Source organism: Paeniglutamicibacter sulfureus, from assembly GCF_039535115.1.
Taxonomy (GTDB): domain Bacteria; phylum Actinomycetota; class Actinomycetes; order Actinomycetales; family Micrococcaceae; genus Paeniglutamicibacter; species Paeniglutamicibacter sulfureus.
The window spans coordinates 2,104,023-2,130,545 of record NZ_BAAAWO010000001.1 but is presented as its reverse complement, the minus strand read 5'-3'; the positions used below and the strand labels follow the sequence as shown (position 1 = coordinate 2,130,545).

General features: G+C 63.7%; 24 protein-coding genes, 2 tRNA genes and 1 pseudogene. 16 read left to right on the top strand and 11 right to left on the bottom strand.

What is annotated here, in order from left to right:
- Positions 1-66: 66 nt before the first annotated feature.
- Both ABD687_RS09700 and ABD687_RS09695 read right to left on the bottom strand, forming a co-directional pair.
- On the bottom strand, positions 67-1,062 hold the full coding sequence (locus ABD687_RS09700) for an NADP-dependent oxidoreductase (protein ID WP_310291776.1): 996 nt from the start codon (positions 1,060-1,062) through the stop codon (positions 67-69).
- A gap of 433 nt (positions 1,063-1,495) precedes the next feature.
- Positions 1,496-2,170, bottom strand: coding sequence for a TetR/AcrR family transcriptional regulator (locus ABD687_RS09695; protein WP_310291779.1), 675 nt, complete (start codon positions 2,168-2,170; stop codon positions 1,496-1,498).
- A gap of 109 nt (positions 2,171-2,279) precedes the next feature.
- Between ABD687_RS09695 and ABD687_RS09690 the strand changes: the two are divergent.
- The 8 genes and pseudogenes from ABD687_RS09690 to ABD687_RS09655 all read left to right on the top strand — a co-directional run bounded on the left by ABD687_RS09690 (position 2,280) and on the right by ABD687_RS09655 (position 11,062).
- Positions 2,280-3,705 (top strand): annotated as a pseudogene (locus tag ABD687_RS09690) (flavin monoamine oxidase family protein).
- Positions 3,706-3,709: 4 nt separating this feature from the next.
- Entirely contained in the window at positions 3,710-4,588 is an 879-nt protein-coding gene (locus ABD687_RS09685; RefSeq protein WP_310291784.1) for a universal stress protein, read from the top strand.
- 78 nt (positions 4,589-4,666) lie between these two features.
- The gene (locus ABD687_RS09680) at positions 4,667-6,193 is read left to right on the top strand and encodes an APC family permease (RefSeq protein ID WP_310291787.1); all 1,527 of its coding nucleotides are present in this window, start codon (positions 4,667-4,669) and stop codon (positions 6,191-6,193) included.
- A 183-nt stretch (positions 6,194-6,376) separates the two neighbouring features.
- Positions 6,377-6,907 (top strand): isopentenyl-diphosphate Delta-isomerase, encoded by a 531-nt coding sequence (gene idi / locus ABD687_RS09675; protein ID WP_264270179.1) that lies wholly within the window; start codon positions 6,377-6,379, stop codon positions 6,905-6,907.
- A 216-nt stretch (positions 6,908-7,123) separates the two neighbouring features.
- Entirely contained in the window at positions 7,124-7,888 is a 765-nt protein-coding gene (locus ABD687_RS09670; protein ID WP_310291790.1) for an electron transfer flavoprotein subunit beta/FixA family protein, read from the top strand.
- A 15-nt stretch (positions 7,889-7,903) separates the two neighbouring features.
- Positions 7,904-8,872: an electron transfer flavoprotein subunit alpha/FixB family protein gene (locus tag ABD687_RS09665; RefSeq protein WP_310291792.1), complete on the top strand. Its 969-nt coding sequence runs from the start codon at positions 7,904-7,906 to the stop codon at positions 8,870-8,872.
- A gap of 45 nt (positions 8,873-8,917) precedes the next feature.
- Positions 8,918-9,850, top strand: coding sequence for a cytochrome b/b6 domain-containing protein (locus ABD687_RS09660; RefSeq protein WP_310291795.1), 933 nt, complete (start codon positions 8,918-8,920; stop codon positions 9,848-9,850).
- A 75-nt stretch (positions 9,851-9,925) separates the two neighbouring features.
- Entirely contained in the window at positions 9,926-11,062 is a 1,137-nt protein-coding gene (locus tag ABD687_RS09655) for an acyl-CoA dehydrogenase family protein (RefSeq protein ID WP_310291798.1), read from the top strand.
- Between the two features lie 185 nt (positions 11,063-11,247).
- Here ABD687_RS09655 and ABD687_RS09650 read toward each other — a convergent pair whose 3' ends face one another.
- Together ABD687_RS09650 and ABD687_RS09645 are read right to left on the bottom strand one after the other, a co-directional pair.
- Positions 11,248-11,643 (bottom strand): RidA family protein, encoded by a 396-nt coding sequence (locus ABD687_RS09650; protein WP_302264548.1) that lies wholly within the window; start codon positions 11,641-11,643, stop codon positions 11,248-11,250.
- Positions 11,644-11,737: 94 nt separating this feature from the next.
- Positions 11,738-12,214, bottom strand: a complete 477-nt coding sequence (locus ABD687_RS09645; RefSeq protein ID WP_264270185.1) for an Lrp/AsnC family transcriptional regulator — start codon at positions 12,212-12,214, stop codon at positions 11,738-11,740.
- A 403-nt stretch (positions 12,215-12,617) separates the two neighbouring features.
- Here ABD687_RS09645 and ABD687_RS09640 point away from each other — a divergent pair, with 403 nt between their 5' ends.
- The gene (locus ABD687_RS09640) at positions 12,618-12,830 is read left to right on the top strand and encodes a helix-turn-helix domain-containing protein (protein WP_264270243.1); all 213 of its coding nucleotides are present in this window, start codon (positions 12,618-12,620) and stop codon (positions 12,828-12,830) included.
- A gap of 76 nt (positions 12,831-12,906) precedes the next feature.
- A tRNA-Ala gene (locus tag ABD687_RS09635) sits at positions 12,907-12,979 on the top strand.
- Between the two features lie 21 nt (positions 12,980-13,000).
- Here the strand turns inward: ABD687_RS09635 and ABD687_RS09630 are convergent.
- Positions 13,001-14,167: a DUF4232 domain-containing protein gene (locus ABD687_RS09630; RefSeq protein ID WP_264270186.1), complete on the bottom strand. Its 1,167-nt coding sequence runs from the start codon at positions 14,165-14,167 to the stop codon at positions 13,001-13,003.
- Positions 14,168-14,593: 426 nt separating this feature from the next.
- Here ABD687_RS09630 and ABD687_RS09625 point away from each other — a divergent pair, with 426 nt between their 5' ends.
- Both ABD687_RS09625 and ABD687_RS09620 read left to right on the top strand, forming a co-directional pair.
- The gene (locus ABD687_RS09625; protein WP_264270187.1) at positions 14,594-15,748 is read left to right on the top strand and encodes a N(5)-(carboxyethyl)ornithine synthase; all 1,155 of its coding nucleotides are present in this window, start codon (positions 14,594-14,596) and stop codon (positions 15,746-15,748) included.
- 72 nt (positions 15,749-15,820) lie between these two features.
- Positions 15,821-16,495 (top strand): alpha-ketoglutarate-dependent dioxygenase AlkB family protein, encoded by a 675-nt coding sequence (locus ABD687_RS09620; RefSeq protein WP_264270188.1) that lies wholly within the window; start codon positions 15,821-15,823, stop codon positions 16,493-16,495.
- A 21-nt stretch (positions 16,496-16,516) separates the two neighbouring features.
- Here the strand turns inward: ABD687_RS09620 and ABD687_RS09615 are convergent, their stop codons facing one another.
- Positions 16,517-17,386 carry an endonuclease/exonuclease/phosphatase family protein gene (locus ABD687_RS09615; RefSeq protein WP_310291806.1) on the bottom strand — a complete coding sequence of 290 codons (870 nt, stop codon included), beginning with the start codon at positions 17,384-17,386 and terminating at the stop codon, positions 16,517-16,519.
- 352 nt (positions 17,387-17,738) lie between these two features.
- On the opposite strand from ABD687_RS09615, the gene ABD687_RS09610 reads away from it, so the two are divergent.
- Together ABD687_RS09610 and ABD687_RS09605 are read left to right on the top strand one after the other, a co-directional pair.
- A complete protein-coding gene (locus ABD687_RS09610) occupies positions 17,739-18,992 on the top strand; it encodes an NAD(P)/FAD-dependent oxidoreductase (protein WP_310291808.1) in 1,254 nt (417 codons plus the stop codon).
- Between the two features lie 308 nt (positions 18,993-19,300).
- Entirely contained in the window at positions 19,301-20,434 is a 1,134-nt protein-coding gene (locus ABD687_RS09605) for an MFS transporter (protein ID WP_302266412.1), read from the top strand.
- A gap of 24 nt (positions 20,435-20,458) precedes the next feature.
- Here the strand turns inward: ABD687_RS09605 and ABD687_RS09600 are convergent, their stop codons facing one another.
- Positions 20,459-21,073 carry a TetR/AcrR family transcriptional regulator gene (locus tag ABD687_RS09600; protein WP_302264556.1) on the bottom strand — a complete coding sequence of 205 codons (615 nt, stop codon included), beginning with the start codon at positions 21,071-21,073 and terminating at the stop codon, positions 20,459-20,461.
- A 388-nt stretch (positions 21,074-21,461) separates the two neighbouring features.
- On the opposite strand from ABD687_RS09600, the gene ABD687_RS09595 reads away from it, so the two are divergent.
- A tRNA-Ala gene (locus ABD687_RS09595) sits at positions 21,462-21,534 on the top strand.
- A 52-nt stretch (positions 21,535-21,586) separates the two neighbouring features.
- On the opposite strand, the gene ABD687_RS09590 is transcribed toward ABD687_RS09595, so the two are convergent.
- On the bottom strand, positions 21,587-22,015 hold the full coding sequence (locus ABD687_RS09590) for a hypothetical protein (RefSeq protein WP_310291813.1): 429 nt from the start codon (positions 22,013-22,015) through the stop codon (positions 21,587-21,589).
- Between the two features lie 266 nt (positions 22,016-22,281).
- On the opposite strand from ABD687_RS09590, the gene ABD687_RS09585 reads away from it, so the two are divergent.
- Positions 22,282-23,535: an SH3 domain-containing protein gene (locus ABD687_RS09585; RefSeq protein ID WP_344760985.1), complete on the top strand. Its 1,254-nt coding sequence runs from the start codon at positions 22,282-22,284 to the stop codon at positions 23,533-23,535.
- Between the two features lie 115 nt (positions 23,536-23,650).
- Here the strand turns inward: ABD687_RS09585 and ABD687_RS09580 are convergent, their stop codons facing one another.
- The 3 genes from ABD687_RS09580 to ABD687_RS09570 form a co-directional block, all read right to left on the bottom strand.
- Positions 23,651-24,178 (bottom strand): methylated-DNA--[protein]-cysteine S-methyltransferase, encoded by a 528-nt coding sequence (locus ABD687_RS09580; RefSeq protein WP_310291815.1) that lies wholly within the window; start codon positions 24,176-24,178, stop codon positions 23,651-23,653.
- On the bottom strand, positions 24,171-25,571 hold the full coding sequence (locus ABD687_RS09575) for a DUF1731 domain-containing protein (protein ID WP_310291817.1): 1,401 nt from the start codon (positions 25,569-25,571) through the stop codon (positions 24,171-24,173). Before ABD687_RS09575 ends, ABD687_RS09580 begins: the two co-directional genes overlap by 8 nt.
- 86 nt (positions 25,572-25,657) lie before the next feature.
- The gene (locus tag ABD687_RS09570) at positions 25,658-26,503 is read right to left on the bottom strand and encodes a helix-turn-helix transcriptional regulator (RefSeq protein ID WP_310291819.1); all 846 of its coding nucleotides are present in this window, start codon (positions 26,501-26,503) and stop codon (positions 25,658-25,660) included.
- Positions 26,504-26,523 lie beyond the last annotated feature (20 nt).

Sequence of the window (26,523 nt, the reverse complement as noted above, 5' to 3'; positions counted from 1 at the left end):
TCTCCTTGTTGAAGATGCTGATGGAGGTGGAGATGGTTGCCGGTTCCTGATCCGGGTCGGTGGCACTCAGTCGTTGACGACGACGACTTTTCCGCGCACTCCGCCCTTGGACAGGGCCAGAACCGCCTGCGGCGTCTGGGTGAAGGGGAAGGTCGCACCCACGATGGGGCGCAGGGCGCCGTCATCGATGAGCGCGGAAATCCTGCGCAGCTGTTCACCGCTGGGGTGCATGAACAAGAATTCATAGGACACGCCAAGCTTCCTGGCCTGTCGGCGGATCTTGCTGCTGAGTCCCGCGATAACCAGTCGCAGCAGGGGGTTCAGTCCCGCATCCTTCGCAAACGCTGGATCCGGTGGACCGGAAATCCCGATCACCTTTCCTCCTGGCTTCAGGATCCGCAGCGACTTTTCCAGGTTCTCGCCACCCAGGGAATCAAGGACCAGGTCGTAGCCGGAAAGCTCCTTTTCGAAGTCCTGGCTGCGGTAATCAATCACTTCGTCCGCACCCAGGGAGCGAACGAAGTCGGCATTGGCGGCCGAGGCCGTGGTGGCAACGTGGGCGCCGAGGTGCTTGGCCAGCTGGATCGTCAATGACCCGACACCTCCGGCACCTGCATGAATCAGAACCTTCTGGCCAGGCTTCAGTTTCCCCTTGACCACCAGGGCCTGCCATGCGGTCAGCGCCACCAGCGGGAGGGACGCTGCTTCTGCCACGGTAATGGAGGTGGGGCGCAACGCCAGGTCCGCCTCGGTGACTGCCACCCGTTCGGCGAACGTTCCCACCTGGTCTTTGGCAACCCGAGCGTAGACTTCGTCGCCAATCTTGAATCCGGTGACATTCGCGCCGATGCCGATGACGCTACCCGCCATATCGTGCCCGATCCCATGAGGCAGCGAGTAGGGCAGGATCGACTTGAACTCGCCCTCAATGATCTTCGCATCGAGCTGGTTCACGCCGGCGGCAGCCACCTGCACAAGTACATCGTGGTCACCCACGGCGGGCTCTGGGACATCTGCCTGCTGGAGAGGTTGCTTGTACTGGCTGAACACGAACGCTTTCATGGCGCATGGGCTCCTGTCTGGGTTGGGTCTTAGGACGGTGTTGATGTTGTTCGGCGTTCGGGGAACGTGAGGTCCTCGTGCGGGAGGAACATGTGCTTTTGAACCTCGGTGCCGTGCCCGAAGCCGGAAGTATTCTCACCGAGGATGTTCGGAAAAAACTTGCCGCTGCGTCGATAGTGGAGGGAGGAGCCCCGGTCTTATTCTCTCGGGCCGATCATCGGACCATCTGGGAGGCGACGGTCAGCGGGCCTTGCTGTCGAGCCTCGGGTAGTTGGGTGTGGGAGTGCCCCGGGGATTACCGGTGATCGAGCTGGCCGTCATGATTCCTCACGCCTTGTGTAACCCGAAATCGGACAATATGAGCATACTCAATTATGAGTACACTCATTTATTAAGTCAAGGGAGAGGGAGCGGTCGGGCCCGGGCCGCGGTTCTAGGCGATCTCTGCCTGTTCCATGAGCCCGCCGATGATGGCCCTGAGTCCGGTCATGAAGGCAGCGTCGGCACTGTTTCGGCCCGTCGCCCGTTGTGCCTCCAGGGCGCTTTCGAAGCTTGGCATTTTTCCGGCGTTCGCGCCCGGGTCGAAGATGTCCAGGGGTGCGGTGGCGTCGAGGGCTGATCCGAAAATAAACGATTCGAGTGCCACAATGGCCGGGACGATCTCGGCCTGCTTCCAGCCGGCGCGGTTGAATCCCGCGGCGACCTTTTCGTACATCTCCTGCGTGCGCGGTGAGCCGGAGACCGGCAGGACGGCGATCAGCGGAATCAGCGGGGCGTGCTCGGCAAAAATGCCCCGGTAGGTCACCGCCCATTTCTCCAGGGCCTCGACCAGCGGCAGCGTTTCAAAGACCGTGGAATCGACCCCGTCCATCACGATTTCCTGGATCCATTGCATGAGTTCCTGCTTGGATTCCACGTGGTTGTACAAGGCTGAGGGCGAGACGCCCAGTGACTTTGCCACCGAGGACATGGTCAGGGTGGAATAGCCCCCCGCCACAACGAGCTTCAGGGCGGCCCGGGCAATGAGCTCCCGGTCGAGTACCACCGACCGCGGGCGGCCGGCGCGGCGACGGGGAGCCCCGGCCGGTGCTGCTGATTCCTGGTTCAAAGTGCGCTCCTGACGTGGCCTACTTCACAATACTGCACTTTATGGCCTACCATGGAACCAGTCTAGTAAATGAATGCCATTCATTTAAAAACCGAAAGAAGTGGAAGCCATGACAACCCTGGATCGCGACGTCGTCATCATCGGAGCGGGTCCCTCGGGCCTGACCGCAGCCTACGAACTGCGCAAGGCCGGCAAGACCGTCGCAGTGCTTGAGGCACGCGACCGCGTCGGCGGCCGCACCTGGACCCAGGACATGGACGGTGCCACCATCGAGATCGGCGGCCAGTGGATCTCCCCGGACCAGACCGGCCTGTACTCGCTGATCGAGGAACTGGGCATCGAGACCTTCGAACGCCACAAGGAGGGCGCCTCCGTCTACCTGGCCGAAGACGGCACCCGCACGGTCTATTCCGGGGAAGACTTTCCGGTGGGCGAGTCCACCGTGGCCGAGATGAACAGGCTCATTGCCGAAATGGACCGCCTCACCACCGAGGTCAACCCGGACGCCCCGTGGGAACACCCGCAGGCCGAGGAGCTCGACAAGATCTCCTTCCACCATTGGCTGCGCAACATTTCCGGCGACGAGGTCGCCTGCAACAACGTCGGGCTGTTCATCGCCGGCGGCATGCTCACCAAACCCGCCCACACCTTCTCCGCGCTGCAGGCGTTGCTGATGTCCGCCTCCGCCGGATCCTTCTCCAACCTCGTCGACGAAGACTTCATCCTCGACCGCCGCATCGTCGGCACCATGCAGGGCGTCTCGATCGCCCTTGCCGAACGGCTGGGCGAAGACGTCTTCCTGAACAACCCGGTGCTCAAGCTGGACTGGTCCGATGCGGGCGTGACCGCCCACGGCGCGGATGTGAGCGTCAACGCCAAGAAGGTCATCGTTGCCGTTCCGCCGAACCTGTACTCGCGCATTTCCTACAACCCGCCGCTGCCGCGCCGCCAGCACGTGACCCACCAGCACCAGTCCATGGGCCTGGTCATCAAGGTCCATGCCGTGTATGAGACTCCGTTTTGGCGCGAGGAGGGGCTCTCGGGCACCTGCTTCGGCCCGTCAGCGATCGTGCAGGAGGTTTACGACAACACCTACCACGGGGAATCCACCGGAACCCTGGTCGGGTTCATCTCCGACACCCAGGCCGACGCCATGTTTGCACTGGACGAGGCCGCGCGCAAGGAAGCCATTCTCAAGGGCATCGCCGGGTTTTCTGGGGGACAAGGCGCTGGATCCGGAAGTGTTCTACCTTTCCGACTTCGCTGCCGAGGAATGGACCCGCGGGGCGTACGCCACCAGCTACGACCTGGGCGGCCTGTTCCGCTTCGGGCCGGACCAGAACAAGAACGTCGGCCCGATCTACTTCTCCTCCTCGGATTTGGCCGGCGAGGGCTACCAGCACGTCGACGGCGCGGTGCGCATGGGGCGGCGAACTGCCGCGCGCATCGTCGCCGCGGTGGACGGCACGGAGCACGATATGGACTACGACGGTGTCGTCTCCAAGTTCGGCACCCTCGCGGCGTTGGACGCCTAGCGCCATGCGCCTGCTTGTTGGATACACCGCCGATGCCCGGGGCGCCGAGGCGATTGCCCTGGCCGCCGCGCTGGGCGGCCCCGCCGCCCACCTTGACCTTGCCATCGTCCTGCCCGAAAGCACTCCGTTCTCCGCGGTCTACCCGGGCGGCGACCACGGGTATTGCTCCATCCTGGCCGAGAAGGTCGACCTGTGGGCGAAGGAAGCGCTTGCCCTGGTCCCTCCGGGCATCAGCGCCCGAGTGATTGCCCGGGCGGTGGGCTCCCCGGCCCAAGGCTTGATGGCCCTGGCCACGGAGACCGGCGCACGGGCCATCGTGCTGGGCGGCCGCAAGCGCCACATGGCAGGGTTCTTTGCCCCGGGATCGGTGGCCAGCGCGCTGCTGCACGCCGCGCCGATCCCCGTGGCCATGGGGTCCCCCGAGGCCGTTGCTTCGCTGGAGAGGGCCAACGGCCAACTGCGCCGGGTCACCGCCCTGGTGGGCACCCGCCCCGGGGCCAAGGGGGTGGTGCAGGCTGCCGCTGCCGCCGCGCACCAGCAGGACCTGCAGCTTCGGGTCGTGTCCCTCGTGGCCCAGGACGACAACGACACCCGCGCCGCGGACCTGGACGAATCCATCTCCCGGGCCCGGGCAAACGTCGCCGAGGTCGTGGCGGAACTGGGCGTCGCAGCCGAGATCTCCATTGCCTCCGGCACCGGCATCGACGATGCCATTGCCGAATTGGGATGGGAAGACGGGGAAATTGCCGTCGTCGGTTCGAGCCGGCTGGCGCGCAAGCGCCGGCTCTTCCTGGGCTCCACTGCCCAACGCATGTTGCGGACCCTGCCGGTTCCGCTGGTGGTGGTTCCCAAGAACTACCAAACGGGGCCGGCACGGTCCTAGCACCAATCACCGCATGATGGTGCGGCGCGTTCCCTTTCGGGGTCACGTGCCGCACCGCCCGGATGAAGGAAACCAATCATGAGTCGTGAAACAACGACCGAAACCCGTCCCGCGCAGGATGCCGCATCGGGCCTGGGCAACAAGGGACTGTCAAAGGGCACCGTCGGGGTGCTCGGCGCCGTGGTCATCGGGATTTCGTCCATTGCCCCCGCCTACACGTTGACCGCGGCACTGGGGCCCACGGTCGCCGAGGTGGGCACTCAGCTCCCGGCCATCTTCATCGCAGGATTCCTGCCCATGCTCCTGGTGGCTCTGGGATACCGCGAGCTCAACAGCGCCATGCCCGACTCGGGCACCTCGTTCACCTGGGCGACCCGCGCGTTCGGACCCTGGATCGGCTGGATGGGTGGCTGGGGCCTGGTCGCCGCCACCATCATCGTGCTCTCCAACCTGGCGGCCGTCGCGGTTGACTTCTTCTACATCCTTCTCGCCCAGCTCACCGGCAACGACGCCATCGCCGAGCTGACGACGAACCTGTGGGTCAACATCCCAACGACCCTGGTGTTCATCGCCGCCGCGTGCTGGATTTCCTATCGCGGCATGCAGACCACCAAGGCCTTCCAGTACTGGCTGGTCGCCTTCCAGCTCATCGTGTTGGCCTGGTTCGCGATCGCCGCCTTCGGCCACGTGAAAAACGGCACGGCCTTCGACCCGACACCCATCTCACTGGACTGGTTCAACCCCCTGGCGGTGGAATCCTTCGGGGCCTTCGCGGCCGGCATCTCCCTGTCGATCTTCATCTTCTGGGGCTGGGACGTCACCCTCACCATGAACGAGGAGACCAAGAACCCCGCCAAGGTGCCGGGCCGCGCCGCGACGATCACGGTGCTTGTCATCATGGGCATCTACATGGTCATCTCCCTTGCGGTCATCGCCTATGCGGGTATCGGCGAGACCGGGCTCGGCGCCGGCAACCCGGAGAACCAGGAATCGATCTTCGCCGTCCTGGCCGGACCCGTCATGGGACCGTTTGCGATCCTGATGTCCCTGGCCATCCTTTCCTCCTCGGCCGCTTCCCTTCAATCGACCCTGGTGTCCCCGGCCCGCACCCTGCTGGCCATGGGCTACTACAAGGCACTGCCGGAAACCTTCGGCAAGATTTCCCCGCGCTTCATGTCCCCGTCGGTGGCGACCGTCACCGCCGGCGCGGCCGCCGCCGGCTTCTACGTCATCACCCGCCTGCTCAGTGAAAACGCGCTGTGGGACACCATCACCGCCCTGGGCCTGATGATCTGCTTCTACTACGGCGTCACCGCGCTCGCCTGCGTCTGGTACTTCCGCCGCGAGGCCTTCGACTCGGCGCGCAACTTCTTCTTCAGGTTCCTGGCCCCGCTGCTGGGCGGGGTGATCCTGCTGGTGATGTTCGTGAGCACCGCGCGCGACTCGATGGACCCGAACTACGGTTCGGGTTCCAACATCGGCGGCCTGGGCATGGTGTTCATCCTGGGAGTGGGCGTGCTGCTGCTGGGCGTGGCCATCATGTTCTGGATGCGCGTGCGCAGCCCGGGATTCTTCAAGGGGGAAACGCTCAAGCGCCTGAGGTAACCCGGAACCCGGGACAAGGCAAGACGGCTGCCTGCCGGATCGCGGCTTCACGTCGCCGGCGGGCAGCCTCCCGCGTTAAGCACCCAAACAATCCCCGCACCCAATCCCCAGCGGCATGGGAGAATTGGGGGTGGCAGCAGGGAAGTCTCCCGCGCCGAACCCATTCTTTGATGAAAGAGAGTCATGAGCGAGGAACTTGTGGTGCTGTTGGCAGCCGATGGCACCCGCATCGGCACCGAGCCCAAGGCGAGCGTGCACACCGCGAACACCCCGTTGCACCTGGCGTTTTCCTGCTACCTCTATGACGGGGAGGGGCGGATCCTGATGACCCGGCGCGCCCTGGGCAAGAAGACCTGGCCGGGAGTGTGGACCAATTCGTTTTGCGGGCACCCCGGTGCCGACGAATCCTTTGAGGATGCCATGGTGCGCCGTGCCGGGCAGGAACTAGGCGCCGCCATCGGCGGGATCCGACCGCTGCTCCCGGACTTTGCCTACCGGGCCGTTGATGCCTCGGGCATTGTGGAAAACGAGGTTTGCCCGGTTTTCGCGGCCCGGATAGCCGGGGACCTCGAGCCCAATCCGGACGAGGTTGCCGAATACGCGTGGGTCGCCCCCGCCGACCTATTGGCCGCGGCCAAGGCAACGCCCTTCGCCTTCTCCCCGTGGCTGCTCGAACAAATCGCCCAGGGTTCGCTTGACGATCCCCTGCCGTAGGACGGCTTGAGGGCCGAAGCCTCCCTTGCCCGGAACACGGGGGAGGGAGGCTTCGCCATTGCCGGAGGCCTTGGGACGGGCACGGCACGCTGCCAAAAGCCGGATTCCGTACGGGCGTATTCCGGCCACAATTTAGTAGGAAGACCTAGTAAATTTTGAAGGTTCCTAGTAGTCTCGCGAATGAATGCAGAGCCCAGCATCACAAGGAGAACTCGGATGAAGATCGTGGTTTTGATCAAGCAGGTTCCGGACACAGCGGAGGAACGCAGGTTGTCCCCGGACACCGGAAGGGTTGACCGCGAAGCCACCGACCCGGTCATTGACGAAATCACCGAAAGAGCCCTCGAACTGGCCCTCACGGTCAAGGACCGAGACAAGTCCACCGAGGTCGTGGTCGCCTCCATGGGCCCCGCCGACGCCGCCAAGTCCATCCGCAAGGCATTGTCGATGGGAGCCGATTCCGGCATCCACATCCTGGATGATTCGCTGGCAGGAGCCGACATGGTCCTCACCGCCGCGACGCTGGCTGCGGCACTGCGCGACACCGGCGCGGACCTGGTCATCGCCGGAAACGAGTCCACCGACGGACGGGCCGGAATGATCCCGGCAATGATCGCCGAACACCTGGGCCTGCCGCTGTTGGGCTCCCTGGTGTCAGCGGAAATCGGAGGCGACGCCGTCGCCGGGGTGCGGCTCTCTGAGGTCGGCACGCAGGAAGTCACCGCGTCCTACCCCGCAGTCCTCACCGTCACCGAACGATTCGAGGAAGCCCGCTTCCCCAACTTCAAGGGCATCATGGGCGCCAAACGCAAGCCGCTGGCAACCATCTCCGCCGCCGATCTCGGGGTCTCCGCCCAGGTGCGCAGCACCGTGCTGGATGTTGCGCAGCGGCCACCGCGCACCGCCGGCCGCAAGATCGTCGACGACGGGAACGCCGCCGCCGAACTTGTCGACTTCCTCGCCGCCCGGCGCCTGATCTAGCAAAGGTCCCCTTCCATGCCAAGCATCCTTGCCCTCATCGAACTCACCCACACCGGACACGCCACCGCATCGGCGCGTGGCCTGCTGGCGGTCGCCGCCCGGCTCGGCACTCCCGTCGCCGTCACCGTTTCCGCGACCTCGCTGCCGCCGGAAACCGTGGCCAGGCTCGGGGAGCTCGGCGCCGCGAAAATCCACGCCGTGGAAATGGCCGACGCGGACACCACCTTGCTCACCCCCCTTGTCGATGCGCTTGCCGACGCAGTGGCCGCCCATGCACCGGAGGCCGTGCTCCTCGCCGCATCGGTCGATGGCCGCGAGGCTGCAGCCCGCTTGGCTGTGCGCACCGGCGGGGGACTTCTGGCCGATGTCGTGAACGCGGCCACCTCCGATTCCGGGATCGTCACCGAACATTCCGTTTTTGGCGGCAGCTACTCCGTACACGCCACCGTGCCCGGTGCCCTGCCCATCATCACCCTGCGCTCGGGTGCCATCGACGAACAGGCAGCGCCTGCCACGGCCGAGGTCAACGTCGTCCGGCTCGAGCCGGGCACCGCGCGTACCGCCGCCATCACCTCGCGCGCCGATGCACCGGAAGAATCTTCCCGGCCGGAACTGCGCGGGGCTGCCACCGTGGTCTCCGGCGGCCGCGGACTGGGTTCGGCCGAGAACTTCCTGCTGGTCGAGCAGCTGGCCGATGCCCTCGGCGGAGCGGTCGGAGCCTCCCGCGCAGCCGTTGACGCCGGATTCATTGCCCAGAGGGCCCAAGTCGGGCAGACCGGGGTGAGCGTGTCACCGCAGCTGTATTTGGCCCTGGGCATCTCCGGGGCCATCCAGCATCGCGCCGGCATGCAGACGGCCAAGACCATCGTGGCCATCAACCGTGACGAGGATGCCCCGATTTTCGAGATCGCCGATTTGGGTATCGTTGGGGATGTGTTCACGGTGGTTCCGCAGGTGGTCGAACTGCTCAAGTCCCGCTCCTGAGCCACCCCGAACGCACCTACCAACCACGAACACGAGGAACATGAGATGACCGCACGGTCCACCCCCAAGAAACAGGCAGCCAACAAGTGGGTGCGCGCAGGCATCATCGCGGGATCGCTGATCGTCCTGCTGGTCATCGCCGTATTCATTGCCCGCTGGCTGGTCACCCTTGAGGGCGTCAAGACCTGGATGGCCACCTACACCGGGCATTCAGAGCTTCCCGCGGGCACGCCGGTGGGGTTCCCCGCGTGGCTGGGATGGCAGCACTTCCTGAACGTCTTCTTCCTGGTGCTGATCGTGCGCACCGGCTGGCAGGTGCGCACCGTGACCCGGCCGGCCGCGCACTGGGTGCGCAACAACAAGGGCCTGATCCGCACCAAGGGCGCTCCCGCCCGGATCAGCCTGGACCTGTGGTTCCACCTCACCCTCGATGCCCTGTGGGTGCTCAACGGCATCATCTTCGTCATCGTGCTCTTTGCCACGGGCCAATGGGCGCGCATCGTGCCCACCAGCTGGGACATCATCCCCAACGCGCTCTCCGCCGGGCTCCAGTACCTCTCGCTGAACTGGCCGACCGAGCACGGCTGGGTGAACTACAACGCCCTGCAGGTGCTGACCTACTTCGTGACCGTCTTCATCGCGGCCCCGCTGGCGATCCTCACCGGCCTGCGGATGTCCGGGACCTGGCCCAAGAAGGCGGTTGCGCTCAACAAGGCCTACCCCATGGAACTCGCCCGGGCGCTGCACTTCCCGGTCATGATCTACTTCGTTGCCTTCACCGTGGTGCACGTGGCGCTGGTGCTGGCCACCGGGGCATTGCGCAACCTGAACCACATGTACGCGGCCAACGATTCGGCCGGGTTCACCGGGCTCATCATCTTCGCCGTGTCCATCGTGGTGATCGTGGGCGTCTGGTTCCTGGCCCAGCCGGTCTTCCTGCGCCCGATCGCCTCGTTGACCGGAAAGGTCGGCAAGTAGCCGAACCCCCCGATTCGCCCCCACCCACCGAAGTGAACCTGACCTCCGCCCACCGCACAGACCCAGGAGCCGAGCATGTTTGAACTCACCGAAGACCAGAAGGCAATCGTCGAGATGGTGGGAGACTTCGCCACCGAGCAGCTTGCCCCGCATGCAGCGACCTGGGACAGGGACCACCATTTCCCCGTCGACGTCCTGGCCGAGGCCGGGGCCCTGGGCATGGGCGGGATCTACGTGCGCGAGGAATTCGGGGGCTCGGGAATGAGCCGGCTGGACGCAGCCCTGATCTTCGAGGAGCTGGCCAAGGCCGATCCGACCATTTCCGCCTACATTTCCATCCACAACATGGTGGCGTGGATGATCGATCGCTTCGGCAACGACGAGCAGCGAGCGGCCTGGGTGCCGCAGCTATGCACCATGGAGATGTTGGGCAGCTATTGCCTCACCGAGCCCGGAGCAGGCTCCGACGCCGGGGCGCTGGCCACCAGGTCCGTGCTCGACGGCGACTCCTACGTGCTCAACGGGACCAAGCAATTCATCTCCGGCGCCGGATCCTCGGGCGTGTACCTGGTGATGGCCCGGACCGCCGACACCGGAAGCGCCGGAATCACCGCGTTCATTGTCCCGGATGGAACCCCGGGTCTCTCCTTCGGGGCGCTGGAGGCGAAGATGGGCTGGAACGCCCAGCCCACCCGCCAGGTGGTCATGGAAAACGTCAGGATCCCGGTGGGCAACCGCCTGGGCGATGAGGGCATCGGTTTCGGGATCGCCATGAAGGGCCTCAACGGTGGACGGGTGAACATCGGAGCGTGCTCGGTCGGCGGCGGCCAGGCGGCCATGGACAAGTCCGTTGCCTACCTGAAAGAGCGCGAGGCCTTTGGCAAGCCGCTGATCGCACAGCAGGCGCTGCTCTTCGAAATCGCGGACATGGAGACCGAGCTGGAAACGGCGCGGACCATGATTTGGCGGGCTGCGGATGCCCTGGATCGCGGGACGGACGACACCGTGCGCTTGTGCGCCATGGCCAAGCGGGTGGCCACCGACGCCGGATTCAAGGTTGCCAACACCGCACTGCAACTGCACGGCGGCTATGGCTACCTCTCCGAGTACGGGATCGAGAAGATTGTCCGCGACCTGCGGGTGCACCAGATCCTGGAAGGCAGCAACGAGATCATGCGCATGGTCATCGGGCGAATGGCCGTGGAGCGCTAACCCCGCGTCGCGGACGGAGGCCGCCCGCTGCCGCATTCAAGCAATGGCCTCATCGTGATTTCGACCGTCTTGGCGGGGGTCGAAGCTGCGATGGGGGTCCCCAGCGGCCGATATTGCACGTGATTCGGCGAGCCGTGCCCGGCCACGAGTTCCTTGGGACCCGGCCCGCCGAAAAATCGGTGCGGTTACTTCCCTGCCCAGGCAGTGGCTTGGACCTCAACCAGAAGTTCGGGTGCCAGCAGCGGCGCCACGATGGTGGCGCGTGAGGGACGGTGGCCGCCGAAGGTGTCAACCCATGCGCGGTTGTATTCGCCGGCCATGGCGGCGTCGTTGATGTAGACCGTCGTGGTGACGACGGCGTCGAGTCCCAGATCGTAGGCCGCCAGGACGGTCTGCAGGTTCCTGAGTGTCTGCACCGTCTGTGCGTAGATGTCGCCCTTGCCGACCAAGACCTTGTTTTCGTCCTTGGAGACCATCCCTGAAACAAAGACCAGATCGCCTGCGCGGGTCGCGCTCGGGAAGGGACTTGCCTCGGTGGTCATGCCTGCAACGTCGATATTTGTAAGGCCCGCAGCGCCCATGATGCTCCTCTGTTCGATGTGGTGCGGGTAGCAAGGTGCCACCCAGAAAAGACTAGGGCATCGAGCTGGCAGTCACCGGGACCCCAGCGCGGGTCTAGCGCAGGTGGTTGAGAAGCGCCGTGGTGCGGTACGGGATCACATCGCGCAGGATCATGGACGTCGAGGTCCTGGTGATTCCCGGACAGAGGCGGATTTCCTCGCTGACGCGGTAGAGGTCATCCGGGTCCTTGGCAACTGCGCGGATCAGCAGGTCGGTGTCGCCTGCCGGGGCGACGCATTCAAGGACCTCGGGAATCAGGCTCAACGCCGCGATGGCTTCTTCAAGGTGCGATTGGTCCAGCTCCGCGCTGACGACGGCGGAAACTCCGCGACCAACTGAAGCCGGCTTCACGCGGCTGGAGTTCGGGCGCAACGCCCCGGAGCTTGCAAGCCGTTCCATGCGCGTCTGTACGGTGCCGCGCGCCAAACCCAATCTCTGTGCGAGCATCATCGTGGGAACCCTGGGATCCTCATCCAGGGCCAAGAGAATGCGCCTATCCGTATCATCCAGTTGGTACGATTCCGGCGTCATTCCGGCTCCTTCGCCTAGGTTCGGTCAGACTGACCAAGTTGTTCGGTAGCTACCGCTCCATGTTAGTCAAAATGATCAGTGATTCCCAACTGTGTTGCACGGTATGCCCGGTTGTTGCTTTAGTAGTTGTTAGAAGCTCAACCAAGGTCACAAGCTACGGTAGGCAGACCCCCGTAGCGGGACCGGATCCAGGCCGCGCTACAGGTTGGCCCACAAGGTCTCAGGTCGAAACGTAAGAGTGGTCCGCAAAGATTCCAACAACGTGGAGTCATCGCGGACCACTCTTGTTTTTTGTCGGGATACCGCCGCTTCGTTGACCCGAAAAGCGCCGAAGTTATCCACAATTGTGTCGGGTGACGTTTTGCTGGTTGCGGGAGCATGTAGCCTTCAATACATGAGGTTCATGCGTCTAGAAGATGTCGCCGACGAGTTGAATGTAAACCTGCCGCAGGTGCGGTCTTTGGTGCGCAGCGGGGACCTTCCGGCAATCAAGATTGGCGGACGCGGAGTGTGGCGCGTGGAGCGCAGTGAGCTCGAAGCGTACATCCAGCGCCAGTACACGACGGCGCGGGAATCCATAGAGACCGGAACCGCAGAAGGCAACGACGAAGCGTGATGTGGCCGACCGACGATTTTGCACGTGGGCCAAGACGGGTTTAGGCTAAAAATGTTGCGGGTCCAGGCTGCAACGCGGGGCATTAGCTCAGTTGGTAGAGCGCTTCGTTCGCATCGAAGAGGTCAGCGGTTCGATTCCGCTATGCTCCACACATGGCACCCGCCGGAACCTTAAGGTTTTGGCCGGGTGCTTTTGTTTGAACCGGCTGGTTCCAGGACGGGCTCCCAAGCCGTGACCGATACGGCACCGCCGTCAATGATGTCCAGGTCCACCTGCGAACTGTGGCGCAACGTTCCTGAATACGGTGCAACCAGCATGGTTCCGGTGCGCACATCGCCGGCTGCCGCCATCGCGTTCCAGCCAAGATATGCCCGTGCGCTCTTGCCGGGCGGCAGGGTGATGATCGAGACCCCGGGGTCGTCAGTCATGAAGGATCCGCCATGGACCACCAACACCTCTATGGCCCACCCTTCGGCATTGTTGAAGGCGATGTCGGGGTAGGACTCCAAGACGCAAGGCCTGGTCCCGGTATTCGTCAGGTCAAAGCCCATGCCCCGGTGTCCCGTCGCACCCTCGGGTTCGTGCCAAGAGATTGACACTTCTTCGCCCGCGCACCAGTTGTCCTTGGCAGGCTGGAAGGCGTCCGACCGGTCCGGCCAGCCGTATGGTGTCGGTGAGGGAGTGGCCGGCGGCGGCGGTGCAGCCTGCGGGGTCACGGTTTCTTCGGTGTAGGTGTACGCGGCGGGGATCGTGACGACCAGTATCACCGCGAGGAGCCCTGCGATCAGCAACGGCATGCCATCGACAGGTCGCCGCACGGACTTCGGGCCCGCGAGCCGTTTCTCGGATTTCATGGCGAGGATTCCCGCCAAAGCCGGCAGCCAGCCCCAGACGATTCCCCAATAACCTGCCGCCAGCAAAGCGGGCTGGATACCGTCCAACAACCAGGCCAAGCGCGCCGGAGGCCAAGAGGCAACGGCGTAGCCAAGGGAGGACAAGGTCGCCGTGGCGAAGCCCGCAAGAACGATGGACATCCACGTGGCAAGGAATCCGAGAGGTGGCCGACCAGCCCGCATGCCGGCTCCCCGCAGCAGCAGGAGCGTCAACGCCATCACTGCCAGGACAGAAAAAAGGGAAAGCAGGATCGGCCACGGCTGGGCCAATTGCCAGGTTCGCATTGAAATTGTCTCGGGAAACAACATGCGGGTGAACTGGGTCGGCAGGCGGATTTGATGGGCGAGCATCAAGCCGCTGAGCGCTCCGCTGACCAGCCAGCCGATCCCCGCCCCGCCGACGATCCATGCCGTGCCGATCGTTGTTTTTTCGTGTTGTCCCATGCCACTGAGCCTATCGGAGCCGACTCGCGGTTCGAATGACCCCTCGACGCTGACTGGTGTGGATCTGTCACCAATGAACTTCCGATCCGCCGAAGGATACTTGCGAGACATTCGGGCAGACGGAGCCCATCATCTTTGACCTCAACTGGCGCAGACGGACTTCATGCCGCCGGATATGGCCACACGCCATCGCGAGTCACGCAGGGACGTGCCGGAGCACCGACGGCAGGATGCCGGCAGTCCGCTCACGGCCATGTCGGCCGTGGGAATTGCCCTCCTTTCGATCGCGACGACGCCCAATGTCCCGGAGGCTTCGGGGCGAGGCGCCAAGACTTTTTCGGAGGCAAGGTTAGGACGACCCGTGTACCGTAAGCCCTATGGGGCGGTCCATTTTGGGCTGCTCCACATAGGAAGAGAACAAGACGCATGGGCTTTAAGAACGAACTTACACTGGGTGTCATTGGTACTTCGAACAAGGTGGACGAGAAGCGTTTGCCGATCCACCCATCACATTTTGAACGGATTGACCCGCGTTTCAAGAACCTCCTCACGGTTGAAGCCGGATACGGGGCGGCTTGCGGCATGGACGACGAAGAACTCGCACCTTTCGTCGGAAGATTTGCCACCCGCCAGGAAACCATCGCCGGCAGCGACATCGTACTTTTGCCCAAGCCCCAGGTCTCGGATCTGATGGAAATGCATGAGGGGCAGACGCTGTGGGGCTGGCCGCACTGTGTCCAGGACACTGCGCTGACGCAGCTGGCCATCGACAAGAAACTGAACGTGATTGCCTTCGAGGCCATGAACCACTGGGGCACGGACGGCAGCTTCGGACTTCACGTGTTCCACAAGAACAATGAGTTGGCGGGCTACTCGTCGGTCATCCATGCCCTGCAGCTCTGCGGCATGACGGGTGACTATGGGCGCAGGCTATCGGCAACCGTCATTGGGTTTGGCGCCACCGCCCGTGGAGCGGTCACCGCCCTGCGGGCCCATGGCGTCCACGATGTGCGCGTCCTGACGAGTCGGTCTGTAGCCGCGGTCGCTTCACCCATCCACTCGGTCCAAATGGTGCAGTTCGACCAAGACGGCGGACCGAATCTGAGCGAAGTCATCACTGACGAGGGACGATTGCCGCTGGCGCCGTTCCTGGCCGAAAGCGACATCGTGGTGAACTGCACGCTGCAGGACCCGAACGCCCCATTGATGTATCTGCAGACCAAGGACCTTGCGGCGTTTTATCCGGGCAGCCTGATTATCGATGTTTCGTGTGACGAGGGAATGGGTTTTGAATGGGCCAAGCCCACGACCTTCGCCCAGCCGATGTTCACCGTTGGCCGGAATATCAACTACTACTCGGTTGATCACAGCCCCTCCTATTTGTGGAATTCCGCAAGCTGGGAAATAAGCGAAGGCCTGTTGCCGTTCCTAAATTCGGTAATGGACGGACCGACGGCCTGGAAAGAAAACGAAACGATTGCTCGGGCCATCGAGATTCGTGACGGCGTTATCCAGAACCCGGCCATCCTGGAGTTCCAAAACAGGTCTGCGGAATACCCGCATATGATGGCAAAGAACTGATTCCCGGGACAGGTTCGGGAATGCGGAAGCAGCGGTAACCGCCCGGCAGCCGTGGCACCAGGAGGCGATGACATGGGTACCCTCTTCTCCGAGAGTTTTCTGGACCGACCCAGGCGGGAGCTTGCTCCCGGCGCTTATTGGATTCCCGATTGGTTGAGCCCGGAGGAGCAGCGCTGGCTGGTAGCACGGTTCCACGAATGGGGGCGGGGGCCCGTGCCGCCGCGTGCGGCAAAAATCGGCGCCCATGAAATGTCGGTGCAGACCGTCTGCCTGGGTTGGCACTGGCGTCCCTATGCGTATTCGCGCGAGGCCATTGATGTCAACGGCAATAGGGTGCTGGATTTTCCTGACTGGATGGTCCGGCTTGGCCGCAAGGCGATCTTCGCTGCGACCCGGGATGCTGCAGCGGCCGAGCAGTACACCCCGGACACTGCGCTCGTGAACTATTACGGGGCCGAATCCAGGATGGGCATGCACCAGGACCGCGACGAACGGTCGGTCGCACCGGTGGTCTCAATCTCCATCGGTGACTCCTGCCAATTTCGGTTCGGAAATACGCGGAGCCGGAACAAACCCTACGAGGACATCCTGCTGGCTTCGGGAGACCTGTTCGTGTTCGGGGGGCCGGCCCGCCTTGCCTACCACGGGGTCACCAAGATCCTGCCCGGCACGGCGCCGGCCGACTGCGGGCTTGAAACGGGACGCATCAACATCACCATGCGGGTCACGGGCTTGCCGGACGGCTAGTGCGGCCGGCCCGGTCCGTATTTATTGCCCGGGTAGATTCACGACCGTTTGAACGGCCAGATGGTCGCTGGGCCCGGCTTCGACATTGGTGTTCGAGGTGACTTCCAAGCCGCGGACCAGGACATGGTCAAGTCGCATCATGGGGAAGGGCGAGCGTGGCCACGTGAAGCCAAGGAGCCCGTCATCCTGATTGGGCTCGTCGAGAATCGAGGAAATCTTCTTGAAGGCGCGGTCGGTGCTAGTTGCATTGAAGTCACCCACGGCCATCATGTTTTCCTCGGGATCGGCCTGAACCACGGCTGCCAACTGCCTCAGCATTTCGTCGCGGTCGACGTGGTCGTTGGGACGGGCCGAGGCGGCATGGATGACGTACAGCCGAAGGCTCCCGGAGGCTGCATCGACCTGTGTTGAGAGGGCGCGCTTCCAGCCCAGGCCCAATTCGAGTGGTTGGGAGTTCGTGAGTGGGTACTTGCTCCACACTCCCACGGTGCCCACCACGAAGTGGTGTGGATAGACATCCTCCAGGGCGGTGCTGACGCGCTGGGCGCTGCCGGCATCGAGTTCCTGCAAGGCAATGACGTCGCTTCCGTCCTCGGCGAGTTCGAGAGCCGATTGCGCGGCACCCCCGGTGCCTGCCTTGATGTTCTGACTACTGAGCGTCAATGTGGCGGCACCCGTCCGGGGAGCGGACCATGACAGCGGAACAATCGCTGGGCCAAAGATGACAAGCCAAGTAAAAACCGGAATCAGGAGCACGACCAAGGAGGTCCGGCTACGGGACGCCACGGCGAGCAGGAGCAACGCCGGTACCGCCAGGCCCATCCATGGTGCGGCGTTGTCAAGGAGCAGACCCAAGCCCAGGAAATCGGGAACCCGGGCGTGGAACGCCATTAGCGTGGCACTTGCCAGGGCGCCAATAATCACCAGAAAACGCAGGAACCGATGGGCACGCGATCGCCGGCGTTGCGTACTTTTCACAGCGCGGGACCGGGCAGAATAATCAGACATCGCTACCAAGGGTCGCACATTGGCCTGATGGAAGCGTGGACCGGGGCTGTGATTCGGCCAAGGATTTCCTGGGTGCACCCGGATTGGATCCGGGCAAAGTGCGGGCTGGCTACCGACCTCTCGACTACGAGGGCTCAAGGTGAGATTCTAAAACTAGAAATCCTAATGGCTACTCTGATTTTCCGGACCTGGCGGGTCTTGCTGGGTGGCACCATTCTGACAGGAGACGAACACCATGAGTGAAGCGGCAATGGCTGGATCGACGACGCAAGGTGAGCTGGGGACCGTGGTGATTGGTGGCGGTCTTGCCGCAGCGCACTGTGTCCATGCATTGCGCGAGGGCGGCTACACCAAGCCGATTACACTCATCGCCTCCGAGAACGAAGTTCCCTATGAGCGGCCTCCGCTGTCCAAGGAATACCTCCAAGGCAGAAAACCCGCGCAGGAGCTGCCGCCCTTCACCGCCGACTGGTACGTAGAGGCTGACGTGGATCTCCGCCTGGGCGTCACCGCCGAATCCATTGACGTTTCCGCCAAGAAGGTCGAGTTGGGCGGCCCCGTATCCGTGGCTTATGAAAACCTCGTGATCGCCACAGGTTGCCGTTCCCGGTTAGGTGGTCGCAACGCCAACATGGAGGGGTGGGACCTGCCCGGCGTGTACACGCTCCGGTCGCTTGAAGACGCCAAACGGCTCAAGGAGCATCTGGTGTCCGGCAAGAATCTGGTCATCATTGGCGCAGGATGGATCGGCATGGAGGTCGCAGCCTCGGCGCGCGCCGCCGGAGTGGAGGTCACCGTCATTACTCCGGATCCAGTTCCCCTTGCTACGGCGATGGGCTCCGAATTCGGTTCCCATGTGGCACAGCTCCATGTCTCCAACGGCGTCCAATGCCGATTCGGGACCGCCGTCAGCGGGATCGCCTTGGACCCCGATAAGGGATTGGCCGTGCAGACCCCGACCGGTGACATCCGCGCGGACTTCGTGCTTCTGGCCATCGGCGCGGTGCCGAACAACGAACTTGCCGTGGCCGCCGGACTCGAGATCGGTACCGGGGTCGTGGTCGATGAGCACCTGCGCAGCAGCAACCCGGACATCCTGGCCATCGGCGACATTGCCGAGGCCCGCAACACCGCCCTGGGTCGAGCCATCCGGGTCGAACACTGGGACAACGCCATCCGCCAGGGCAAACTTGCGGCAGCCACCATCCTCGGACGCGACGAATCCTACGATTGGCTGCCGTACTTCTTTACCGACCAATTCGGTTTGGGCATGGAATACGTCGGCGACCGCGGAGCCGATGACGAAGCCGTCGTGCGCGGTGACATGACCTCGGGGGAGTTCATCATCTTCTGGCTGCGCAAGGGCGTGATCACCGCCGCCATGAACGTGAACATCTGGGATGTCAACGACCACCTTCGCACGATGATCGGGAAGAACATCCCCGTTGCCACCCTCCAAGACACAGACAACGACCTGATGGCGCTGTAGCACCAAGTCAGCGGTCCTTGGGTCGGCAAGCGGCGGGAGGTCCCCGACGTCGTGAGGGGGTGGAGTATCCGCTGAAACGGTCGTGGCCGTGGGCATGCTCACGAACATCCCTGTCAGCGCCTGTGGCGACGTAGGCTTGAGGAGGCGGCGACGAGGCCAATGCACCGCGCACTGCCGCCTACCCTCCGCTGAGCCATTGAAAAAAGGTACCCGTGAATTCCGACGTAACTGCCCTGGGCAACAGCCGGTCGAGCAGCAGCACCCAATTGTCCGGACGGCAACTGTTCCTGGCGGTCGTGGCGCTTGCCATGGGCGGGTTCGGGATCGGCACCACGGAATTCACCATCATGGGCCTGCTGCAGGAAGGTGCAGCGGACCTAGGTGTCAGCAACGCACAGATGGGTCTGCTGATCTCCGCCTACGCATTGGGTGTTGTTGTCGGCGCCCCGATTCTGACCGCATTGGGCGCCCGTGTCGCCCGCAAGACCATGGTCCTGTGGCTCATGGCGTTCTTCACCCTCGCCAACCTCGGCTCGCTCTTTGCCGCGAACTACGAATGGATGCTCGTTTCCCGGTTCCTTGCCGGTCTCCCGCATGGGGCCTACTTCGGCATCGCAGCCATCCTGGCCGGCACGTTGGTGCCCGCATCGATGCGGGGTCGCGCCATAGCGTGGGTGATGATGGGTCTCGCGGTCGCCAACGTGATCGGCGTACCGGTGGTGACCTTCCTGGGGCAGAATCTGGGCTGGCGCTGGATGTTCGCAGTCGTCGGTCTCGTCGGTGCCTTGACGTGGGTCGCCATTCGCATGTTCGTGCCGTTTTCCCCGGCACACCAAGGCGCCAGTATCCGCAGGGAACTCTCGGCACTGCGCAGTGGGCAGGTCTGGATGGCCATGTTGACCGGCATCGTCGGCTTTGGTGGATTCTTTGCTGTGTATTCCTACATCAGCCCGATCCTCACCGATGTCACGGGGCTGCCGATCACGGCCGTCCCGCTGGTGTTGGGCCTTTATGGGGTCGGCATGGTGGTCGGTTCGCTGATCGGCGGACGACTGGCCGACTGGTCCGTACTGGGAGCCATCTATGTGGCAACAACCGCCATGGTCGTGTTCATGACCGTGTTCGGCCTGGTATCCACCCATGCGGTGCCGGCACTGATCCTCGTCTTCATCCTGGGCGGAACCGGATCGTTGCTGATTCCTGCGCTCCAGGCATTGCTCATGGACTCCGCACCACACGCCCAATCACTGGCCGCCTCACTGAACCACTCGGCACTGAACGTTGCCAACGCGCTTGGTGCGGCGCTGGGCGCCGCCGTCATCGCCGCCGGATTGGGATACCGCGCCCCTTCATTCCTGGGTGCCGGCCTCGCCTTGATCGGCCTGTTGCTGGCCTTGGCCACGGGATGGCGTGCCAAGCGACTTTCGTCGGCGGCAAGCTAGCAGGTTCGCTGTTATTGCCTCACGCTATGCGTCGCCGGTTGCGGCACGAAATGTCGCAAGCTTGCGCTCCGTTGCCTCGTGGGACTGTTCCATCAACAGCTTCATGGTGCCTACGACGTCGACGCTGCGGTCCACCAGCCACTGTTGTTGCAGTCCATCGGCCGTGGCCAAGACCATCCGGGTCATGGCGTGGAAGTACTCGAGTTCCTCGGCCGATGGCTTGGGCTTGTCGGCATAGTAAGAATCTTCGGACAACTTCAGCAGGCGGGCATTTCGTTCCTGGAAATACGCAGCTGCGGGATGTGCGGGATCCGCGGCAGCTGCCGCCATGGTGACATACAGGGCAATCAGCCCCGGCTCGTTGGGACCCTGCCCCAAGATATCCTCGAAGCGACCCTCTTGTTCGGCAATGGTTCCGCTGATTTCATTGCGGGCGTCGCGCTCGCGCAGTATCTGGACGAGCAAGTCTTCCTTGGAGTCGAAGTAGTGCATCACACCGGCCAGGGACAGGTCGCAAAGGCTTGCGACCTTGCGTAGCGATGTTCCCCGGTAGCCCTCGACGGCGAACACCTCCAGCGCGACATCTAGAATCTCGGCGCGTTTAGCGATGCCCTTTGCGTATGAACCACGAATTGCCATGTTGATAGAGTAGCGAGATTTTGGGCCATCTCTTACTAACCTGTCATGCACTGGTATTGGGTACCTATCCTGACCTGCAACGACGCGGTCAAATCCTCTCATCGGCCCTCGGGGGCGGTGGATGCTCCCCGCCGCGTGAGGACTGGTCGACATGTTGTGCCAAGATCGCTCTCGATGCCTGTGATCGATGCCTGTGATCGATGTCATGTTCGGATGGGCTGTCGTTGTTTTTCCGCATGCTTTCGCGCCTATGGGGCGCCTGATGGCGACGTTTTCAGGGGGAACGGCGCCGGTGCTCCACGCTCGATTGGCGCATGGGGCACATCGTGCTGTAGATTGTTATCTCGGTTCGGCAGCCTTTCGAGAAAGCCTTGAACTGATCCTTTTCGGGGGTATGGCGCAGTTGGTAGCGCGTCTGCATGGCATGCAGAAGGTCAGGGGTTCGAATCCCCTTACCTCCACGAAAGACAAAAGGCCTCAAACATTGCGTTTGGGGCCTTTTGCGTTGCCTGCCTATGAGGGGGCCCAGCCGACCGCGCGGTACCCCGAAAAGCCCATCATCGCGCGCAGCCAAGTTACCAACGGTTCGAGCCCTGTATGCGGGTTGTCGTCATCCCCGACGGTAAAGACCGGTACTTCACCACGCATATTCCTGGGCAACAGGCGAAGAATGCGATCGGTATCTCCCATTCCGGTCAGCAGCAGCGCCACGGGCCGGAATCCGAACACGGCGTTGACCAGCGCCAGTCCATGCATGCGTGAGAAATGCAGCGGACCTACCAGGACCACTCCGTCAAAGTAGATGAGCTCATGTGCGGAGGAGCTGGCGACCTTGAGGATTTCGCTTCGTATTTCGCGGGAGTGGAGCTTCTCGGCCAGTTCAGCGGCACGCAACTTGGCCAGAGCATCACGTTGATAGTAAACGATTGCCACGCGATCCATGGGAATCCCTCATTCCTGCGACGAATGCCTTCCACAGGCGGGAAACCCGCAGATCATTCCTCTTCTTCACGCTATTCCTGAATCCCGAAAATTGGCTGGGATACCTGGTTCGCGCACAGGACCAAGACGTTACCTTTGGCGGATGTTTTCAGGGTTATCTGAACGATTTGGGAACGAGTTGGCACAACAGTTGCCGCGGCAAACATGCAGCCCCATACTTTCCCCAAGAGCCTTCTTGGGGAAGCAAAATCAGAGAGATCATTGGGATGCTGTGGCATTGGGGAAAAAACAATCTTGTTCGAAGTGCGTGCGGAATCTTCGTGGCCGTGGGACTGGTCATTTCGTCGGCACCGACGTTGGCAGCCGAAGCGCGCCAAACGCCCGCAGTCCGAGGCACGATTCAGGTCGAGGGCGCAGCTTCGACTTCGGTCATGGTGGCAACGGCTTTGCCGTCCAAGGTCAAGACCACGGCCAACCTCAACCTGCGAACGGGGTCGAGTACCGCCCATAGGAGACTTGTGACTATTCCCAAGGGCACCACCGTCAAGGTGACAGCACGGGCAGCCAACGGTTGGTACAAGGTCGGCTACGCGGGACGGACGGGTTGGATCAGTAACAAATACGTGAGCATTGTGCGCTCCGCAGCACCAGCTCCTGGCCGACTGCCTGCCACGGTGCGGACCACGGCAGGGCTCAACCTACGCACCGGACCAAGCACGGCCTATGCGGTTCTGGTGACCATTCCACGGGGCACCACCCTGAAGGTGTCGGCGCGTGCCTCCAACGGATGGTACAAAGTCGGCTACGCGGGACGCACGGGCTGGGTCAGCAACACCTATGTAACTACCAGCACGGGTTCCGGTTCGTCGCCTTCGGCGCCCCGGGCTCCACAATCCACGGGTCCGAACCGCACCTCTCGCGTGGTCTTGACCTTCGACGACTGCCCGCGCACGCTCGGTTCCTTCACGGCCACCATCAAGTACGCCGCTGACCACAACATGGGTCTGGTTATTGCCCCCACCGGCAATTGCCTTTCATCCTTCAGGGCCCGTTATGGGGTGGATCTGGCTGCCTTGGCCCGTGCCAAGGGTCAATGGGTCATCAACCATTCGGTGAGCCACCCCGACTTACGACGCCTGAGCTGTGCGGCTGCTGCCGCCCAACTCGGCGGCTCCGGGGTGCGCACCAACTTTGGCCGCCCGCCATTTGGCGCCATTGATGCCAGTGTGAGGTGCGCCTACGATCGGGTGGGCATGGCCATTTGGACGTGGTCGCGCGACACCCTGGACTGGAGTGTGAAATCCAAATCCATCACTGTGGCGCGCGCCTCTGCTGCCCGGCCCGGCGACACCGTCCTGATGCACATGCAGTGGCAGGGATTCGCGCCTGATTCGCTACGGCAAATCAAGGCAAATCTTGCCAAGCGCGGCGTCGGGGTCTGCCGCGCCTACCACGGGTCCGACGGCGTCGGTGTGGTTGCCCGGACCCCGGTGAGGCTGCCCGCCTCACTGCCTTGCTAGACCCTAAACGCGGCGAGGCGGCCGAGGTATTCGGTCACAGGGGCCGTGCCCGGGTCCAGGCACCACGGCGAAGATTTTCGGGTGCCTGGCCTGAAGCAGGGGAGGGAACGAGCCCCTAGAAAAGAGTAGCCTCGGCCTCGGGCAGGATGCCTTCGTGGCGCAGCAGGAACTCCTTGGCGCCCAGCCCACCGGCATAGCCGGTCATTGACCCATCGGCACCGATGACCCGGTGGCAGGGGACCACGATCGCAATGGGGTTGCGCCCATTGGCGGTTCCCACGGCGCGTGTCAGCTTTTCATCCCCCAGTTCCAGGGCCAGCTGGCCATAGCTGCGGGTGGCACCGAAGGGGATCCGAGCAAGGCGCGCCCAGACCCGCTGCTGGAACTCGGTTCCCTGCGCATCCAGTGGCACCTCGAACGATGTCCTGGTCCCGGCAAAGTATTCGGCCAACTGGCCGGCGCAAAGGGCGATGCCCGGATCATCGGCCACGGAGGCCAGTCGCTCGCCCAACACCCCGGAGTCCAGGGGGTGGGCGTGGTTTTCCATGTAGATGCCGGTGATCCCGTGGCGGGAGGCCACGATCCGCAGTCCTCCAATGGGGGAGTCCATCAGGCCATGGCGCAGCACGCGTCCGCTAGTCAAGGATCTGCCCCAGCGCTGTCTCGAAGTCGGGGTGCTCGAACTCGAACCCGGCCTCGGCGAGCACGGTGGAGGTTACGTGTCGTCCTGTGGTGCCCAGCGCCGGGTCGGTGTTCAACACCACGGCGCCCGCTGCCAGGACCGGGCGCGGGGTCGGCAGCGCAAACCTGCGCAGTGGCCCCGGTGCGACCTTGGCCCGCAGTGCCTCCATCATCTCCCGGTTGCGCACCGGGTGTGGTGCCGCCAGATGGATGACGCCGCCGGGCAGCGAGAGGTTCTCCTCCAACCCCAGGGCCGCGCGAATGACGCGCAGCCAGTCGGCCAGGTGGATCCAACTGACCCATTGTTCCCCGCCGGCAACCGGGCCGCCCAGGCCGACGCCGGCCAGCAGGGACAACCGGTCGACCAGCGGGCTTTCCTGCTCGAAGACCAGGGAGGTGCGCAGGATGTTCAGCCGTTCGGCGTTGGCCCCGACTACTGCCTCTTCCCAGGGCCGGGCCACCCCGGTCATCTGCGGCAGGGCCCGTGCGCCGGCGGGCAGCGCCGATTCCTCGGTGAGCCGTTGCTCCCCGGCGTCGGCGAAGATCGCGGTGGTGCTCGATTGCAGGAATGCCGCCAGCGGGGCGGGTGCCGCACGCGAGGCGTCCACCAGAGCGAGGGTGGAATCGACGCGGGAGTTGCGCAGCAGGGCAACGTTGGATTTGGTGGGCGGCATGTCCACCAATTCCCCGGCCAGGTTCAACACCGCGGTGTTGCGCCCCGCGCGGTACAGGCTGGTGGACCACGGGCCCTGGGTTTTCCCGTCCCAGCGGATCTGGGTGTACGGGTTGTCGGGACGAACACTGCGGGTGAGGATGACGACCTCGTGGCCGCGGCAGAAAAGGTCGGCCGCGGCGCGGGCGCCCAGGAACCCGTGGCCCCCGGCAATCACGACGCGCAATTGTTGCGTTGCCCTCCCGCCGGCAAGGGTGTAGAGGCGGGCACAGTTTTCGGCGAAGTTTGAGGCGATGGGCCGGGCGGCCGTCCGTTCGAAAACCGCTGACGCGGCCCCGGAGACCGACACACGCTGGGTGAGTTCGGTGCCGCCCTTGACCTTGCGCAGGGACCAGTTCACCATCAGGTGGCCGCCGGGCTGGGGCTGGCGCCAAGTGATGGAGGTGCCCTCCCCGACGCTGGTAACCACGGCGGGAGGTGCGGTGGCCGAATGGACCTTGCCGATGAGCTTGCCCGCGGGGACCAGGTCCAACAAGGTCCCGGCAGTTGCCGGCACCTCGTGTGGCCGCAGGCCCGCGATGGCCCGGTGCCATTCGGGAACCCGGGCCGGGTCGCGCAGCACCTCCCACAGGGCCGCGGGTGAAAGTGCGAGGAAATGGGTTTGCGTGCGCTGCCATGCCATGGTCCCAGCTTAGCCACCCTTGCGGTGCGGCCACTACTGCGGTGGTGCCTGTCGGGAAGGCTATCGGCCGACGGACGGCGGCATGTTCAGCCGGGTTCGACGGATGTCGGCGCGAGGAGCATCTGCAGCCGATCCCTGGTCGGCGTTCCGGGCACCGGCGCGTACATCACCAGGTGCAGTTCCGGCGCGTCCGAGGGCACCAGCCGGTGCTGCTCAAAGACCAGCTCGCCGGCGACCGGATGCAGGAACACGCGCTGCCTGGAGGCAAAGCGCTCCACGCCGCGGTCGGCCCAGAGCTTGGCGAACTGCCCGCTGGCTTCGGAGAGCCGCTTGACGAGCGTCGTGTGGGCAGCGGAGCCGAGTCGGGCGCCGGCCTCGGCACGGAACTCGGCCACAAAATGCCGCGAGGTTTCTTCCCAGTCGGGCAGCATCTTGCGCAAGTGCGGGTCGGTGAAGATCAGCCAGAGCAGATTGCGCTCCGCCGGGTCCACGGCGGCAATGCGCGCGTAGAGACCTTCGTAGGCACGGTTCCAGCCGGCGATGCCCCAGTCCGGGGCCACCACGAATGCCGGAAAATCGAAGGTTTCGAGCAGCCGCTGCAGGTGCTCGGGTGCCTGCTCGACGGTGCTGACCTCGGTTGGGGGAACGGCCGTGTATCCGCCCAGGGCCAGCACATAGGAAGTTTCGGCGGCAGTCAGGGCGAGCACCCGGGTGATGGATTCAAGCACCTGGCGGGAGGCATTGATTTCCCTGCCTTGTTCCAGCCAGGTGTACCAGGTGACGCTTACCGCGGCGAAGGCGGCAATCTCCTCCCGGCGCAGTCCCAGCATGCGGTTTCGCCCGATCGGCGGCAGGCCCAGCTCCGCACGGACGAGGTTGCCGCGCCGATCCCGCAGGAACTGCCCCAGTTCCTGTCTTCTTCCATCACTCATGGAACCTAAATCTATCACTC